This is a genomic window from Flavobacterium sp. GNP010 (assembly GCF_056428945.1).
Window position 1 is genome coordinate 1 of sequence record NZ_JBWJVK010000075.1, and the last position, 4,321, is coordinate 4,321.

The following is a 4,321-nucleotide window of genomic DNA, read 5'->3' on the forward strand; positions in this document are numbered from 1 at the left end:
CGTAAACTCTAAACTAAACACTGAAAACGGAGCACTGCATACTATTCACTTTTCACTAAATCAACCCGGCAACTGTGCCACATCTTCTCCAAAAATTTCTTTCTTGATTAGTGGCAATTGCACTAACAATTTCTTCATTCCTTCCACGCCCAATTGCTCAGTATTGTGGGAATGGTAATCTTCGATTTTAGATATGTCTTGCTCCCCTTCCGAAAAGTACTGAGCATAATTTAAGTCTCTATTATCCGCTGGCACGCGGTAGAATTCCCCCATATCTTCGGCTTTAATCATTTCTTCACGTGTACACAGGGTTTCGTATAACTTTTCGCCGTGTCTGGTACCAATTACTTTAATTTCATTGGTCGCATTACTTAATTCTTTCAAAGCTTGCGCCAAATCACCAATAGTACCTGCAGGTGCTTTATTGACGAACAAATCACCTTGATTGCCATGCTCAAATGCAAACAATACTAATTCAACTGCTTCATCCAACGACATTAAGAAACGAGTCATATTAGGATCCGTTATAGTCACCGTTTGACCTGTTTTTATTTGATTTAAAAACAACGGAATCACGGAACCTCTTGAAGCCATCACGTTACCGTAACGCGTGAGGCAAACAGTTGTTGTATTATTCGCAATAGTTCTAGAAGCAGCTACAGCCACTTTTTCCATCATCGCTTTGGATATTCCCATAGCATTAATAGGATAGGCTGCTTTATCCGTACTCAAACAAATTATTTTGGATACCTTATTAGCAACTGCTGCATCAATAGCGTTTTGTGTCCCCATGACATTGGTTTTCACCGCTTCCATCGGGAAAAATTCACAAGATGGTACTTGCTTCAGTGCGGCAGCATGAAACACATAATCCACTCCACGCATGGCACGTTCGATACTCGCGTAATCACGAACATCCCCAATGTAAAATTTGAGTTTATCGCTTTTTAACTGGTTACGCATGTCATCCTGTTTTTTCTCATCACGTGAAAAAATTCGTATTTCACTAAAATGATCCGTTCGTAAAAAACGGTTCAATACAGCATGACCAAATGACCCGGTGCCTCCGGTGATTAAAAGTGTTTTATTTTGTATTTTCATTTTCTTGTAATAAGTTAACTAATATATCAATCTGGTTAAAAACCAATTGTTCAGTGGGTTGTGTTTTTTTTTCTACCGCTGAATGAAATGCTGTGACTATACTTTCAATTTTGGTAGGATCAAACACTAAAGATGGTTTACAGACCGCATAGGTGTAAGGCAAATCTGCACCAATAATATTACATTTATTTTCAATAGCTTCAATAATTCCTAGTCCAAAGCTTTCCGACAGTGAAGGGTAAATGGAGAAAACTGCTTTGCCATAAATCGATCCCAATAAATCTCTTGTTACAAAACCGTGATTAATTACCGGATATCCTTCGGTTTTCATTTTAGAAATCAGATTAATTAGCTCTTTAAATTCATTACCAATTGTTAAATGAAGTTCTCCCCTTTTTTTATCATCATAAAATATAGCGAAAGCTTCAAGCACATTGAAATGATTTTTATGCGGACTACCAGAACTCACATAAACAAAGATCTCTTTTTTTCTGTTTTCAATAGTAACTTTTTTTAGCGATGGATAAAATGGAATAATCAACACTTTTTCATTATTCAATTTTGAGGTTTTCGCTAAAAAATTATCTTTCATTACTTGGGTTTGAACTATCCAAAAATCAGTATTTTTTTGCAAAATATTAAATAGTAATGTCTTGATATTTAAAATAACTTTTTGTTTCCTTGAAATTTTATTAGGAATTTCAAGGAAAAGCTTTTGATGGAAATAAGTATAGACTGTAGCCTTTAATTTTATATTTGGCGGTAAATTGCCGAAACACAACACTTTTGAAAAATTTATTCTGTTTTTTTTATAAAATTTATAACGTTCAATAAGGGATGCTCTTAAATAAATTTTCCTGTCAGCAGAAATCTCATGATAAGAATCATTGCACCTTTCATCAAAGATATAAAAAACATCAAGAGTAGTTTTTTCAATCTCTGTTACCAAATAATCTAAAAGGATTTTTCCACCTCCATTATTTATATAAAGAGAATCAATCAACAGCATTATACAATAATTTTTTAATTTTTTTTCTTTTCTTATAATACAAAAGATCCATAATTCCAGACAACTGAAATATTACAAGCTGAATAGAATAATCAGCTTCCAAATTAGTCCTATTTATCAGATATTTATCAGATCCACTATTAAGAGGCAAATTATTAGTTGCAAAGCTGTATTCAAAACCTGCTTCTTTAATTTTAGCATAAGCTTCCGCCGTGTATGTAGAAAGTTCACCTCCCACCCAACAAAAACAAACGATTTCATTTATGCCTAGTAATTCCTCTAATTTTTGCTTTGCATTTGCAATTTCAAAATCTAATCTTGCTATAGAATCATTAGCCGACATACGATGATGAGTGAATGTATGACATCCTACAATGTGGTTTTTAGAAATATATTTTGCTTCATTTATAGACATTCCATATCTGTCATCAGTATAATCCTGATTCATTGTGATGGAATTTGCAAGTGCAAAGTTCTTAGAAGGATTTTGAAGAAAACCTACTGGTATAAAGAACCAGCCAGTAAAACTATTTTGTTCCAAAACTTTTATAGCAGTATCAAAGTTAGATCGTAGCCCATCATCAAACGAAATAATCAATCCAGGTTTTTTAAGTTGTCTCTTATCTGCTCTAGTAAAATAATCAGATAACTTTGTAAGATTGACATCTTCAAAATATTCATTGAAAAATTTCAATTGTTTTTCAAACTGAGCCTTTGAATGCTCTGGTGTACAATGATAGTTAACAACTCGAATATCAGTTGTAAGCAATCTTATTCTAAAGAACAAATAACTAATTCCTGTATAAAACAAAACATTAGCAAGAATTTTTTTTTTCATTAATTAAAATGTATCAAAATCGAAATAAGTGAATTTTAAAGTTGACAAGTCAACATCATTGTTAAAGTTTAGAAAGCCAATAGGAAGACCTTCAGTGCTTTTTTTTATCTGATCTAATTTATTAGCAAGTATTGTGTCTGGACTTACATAAAAAACAATATTTGTATTAAATGTGAGAAGTGATAACAACTTTAGCTTTTTAATAATTGGTTCTAGACTAGATGTATTATCAATATTGATGTCACCAATACTTAGTTTTCCATTTATTTTAACTACTAAGTCCATATCACCTAATTTAATTATAAAGGTATTTTTAGATTTCAACTTATAATTCCAAAATGCCTCATCCCGAAGTATACCATCTTGACCATTTCTTACAATAGAACCTGGAAAAAAATCTGGTTTTTTATAAAAAGAAAAAATAAATCTGACCCACCATAGATATAGTGTATTAAGAAATTTAAACCTCTCTACAAGAATGGCAATAGGTAAAGTTGGCACAAAAAAGCTGTACTTTTTAATGTTTTCATTAAATATCCAATCAAGTTTTTTTTTAAATCCAGTATAAGATGAAGCTGAAGGAAATCCGAAAACTCCATTAATGTTACTTTCTTTGCACAAGGTATATGTTTTTTTTGCACCATTAATAAATAAACCATTTCCAATATGATCCTTATGGGTCATTGTATTACCAGATTGAGATATTAGCAGTATTTTACCTTTAATATGAGCTAACATAGGAAAGACACCATAGAAAGACACAGGTTTATTTAATTCAAAATAGGCAATATATCCAATATCACTTACTCCCGAAAAATCTGTATTATAACTTTCTGAAAGTGATTTTAAATCCGGAGCATTGCCAAATGCGCTTAAAAAAATAGGTATCAGTTCGTGTAAATTTTGTTTTGATAATCTTGAGAATGAATAATTCATAGCAACAGGAATTTTGATTAATTGATTTACTTATAAAGGATTAAATAAAGAGCTTTTTAATTTAATAGTTTTAAAAAAAAATAACATATTATTTTTGCAGATTATATGTTTTAGTATAGACTATTATAATATTTTTGACAAAAAAGTAAATATTTTTATTTAGAAATTATTAAGTTTAATTAAAATAGTCAAAATAAGACATTAACGATTTTAAAAAAAAAAAAATGAATTTTTATCTTAGTGATTTCAAAAAGATTTCTATTTTCTTTTTCCAAGAATTTTGTTTTGAATAATTGGAAATCAACTTGCATTTATTATAATAATACTCATCCGAACTTAGTAATAAAGTCAATTGTTTTGTCAATGAATCTACATCATTAAAATAATTCAATATAGAATCATAAGAATTAGAAACATTAAGTGTTTTTGCACTTAAT

Annotated in this window: 5 protein-coding genes; all 5 read right to left on the reverse strand. The window is 30.5% G+C overall.

Features of this window, described 5'->3' with window-relative positions:
• Positions 1-60: 60 nt before the first annotated feature.
• Positions 61-1,101: a polysaccharide biosynthesis protein gene (locus AC061C_RS15225; protein ID WP_478291876.1), complete on the reverse strand. Its 1,041-nt coding sequence runs from the start codon at positions 1,099-1,101 to the stop codon at positions 61-63.
• Positions 1,085-2,110, reverse strand: a complete 1,026-nt coding sequence (locus AC061C_RS15230; RefSeq protein ID WP_478291877.1) for a glycosyltransferase — start codon at positions 2,108-2,110, stop codon at positions 1,085-1,087. Before AC061C_RS15230 ends, AC061C_RS15225 begins: the two co-directional genes overlap by 17 nt.
• Positions 2,097-2,948 carry a polysaccharide deacetylase family protein gene (locus AC061C_RS15235; protein ID WP_478291878.1) on the reverse strand — a complete coding sequence of 284 codons (852 nt, stop codon included), beginning with the start codon at positions 2,946-2,948 and terminating at the stop codon, positions 2,097-2,099. Before AC061C_RS15235 ends, AC061C_RS15230 begins: the two co-directional genes overlap by 14 nt.
• A 3-nt stretch (positions 2,949-2,951) precedes the next feature.
• Entirely contained in the window at positions 2,952-3,884 is a 933-nt protein-coding gene (locus tag AC061C_RS15240) for a hypothetical protein (RefSeq protein ID WP_478291879.1), read from the reverse strand.
• Positions 3,885-4,116: 232 nt separating this feature from the next.
• Positions 4,117-4,321 (reverse strand): hypothetical protein (locus AC061C_RS15245; RefSeq protein ID WP_478291880.1); only part of this gene is annotated, 205 nt, incomplete at its 5' end.

What these genes read in the sequence shown, in the direction of transcription:
- AC061C_RS15225 (WP_478291876.1), bottom strand. Translation starts at nt 1,101, where the DNA reads ATGAAAATACAAAATAAAACACTTTTAATCACCGGAGGCACCGGGTCA.
- AC061C_RS15230 (WP_478291877.1), bottom strand. Translation starts at nt 2,110, where the DNA reads ATGCTGTTGATTGATTCTCTTTATATAAATAATGGAGGTGGAAAAATC.
- AC061C_RS15240 (WP_478291879.1), bottom strand. Translation starts at nt 3,884, where the DNA reads ATGAATTATTCATTCTCAAGATTATCAAAACAAAATTTACACGAACTG.
- AC061C_RS15235 (WP_478291878.1), bottom strand. Translation starts at nt 2,948, where the DNA reads ATGAAAAAAAAAATTCTTGCTAATGTTTTGTTTTATACAGGAATTAGT.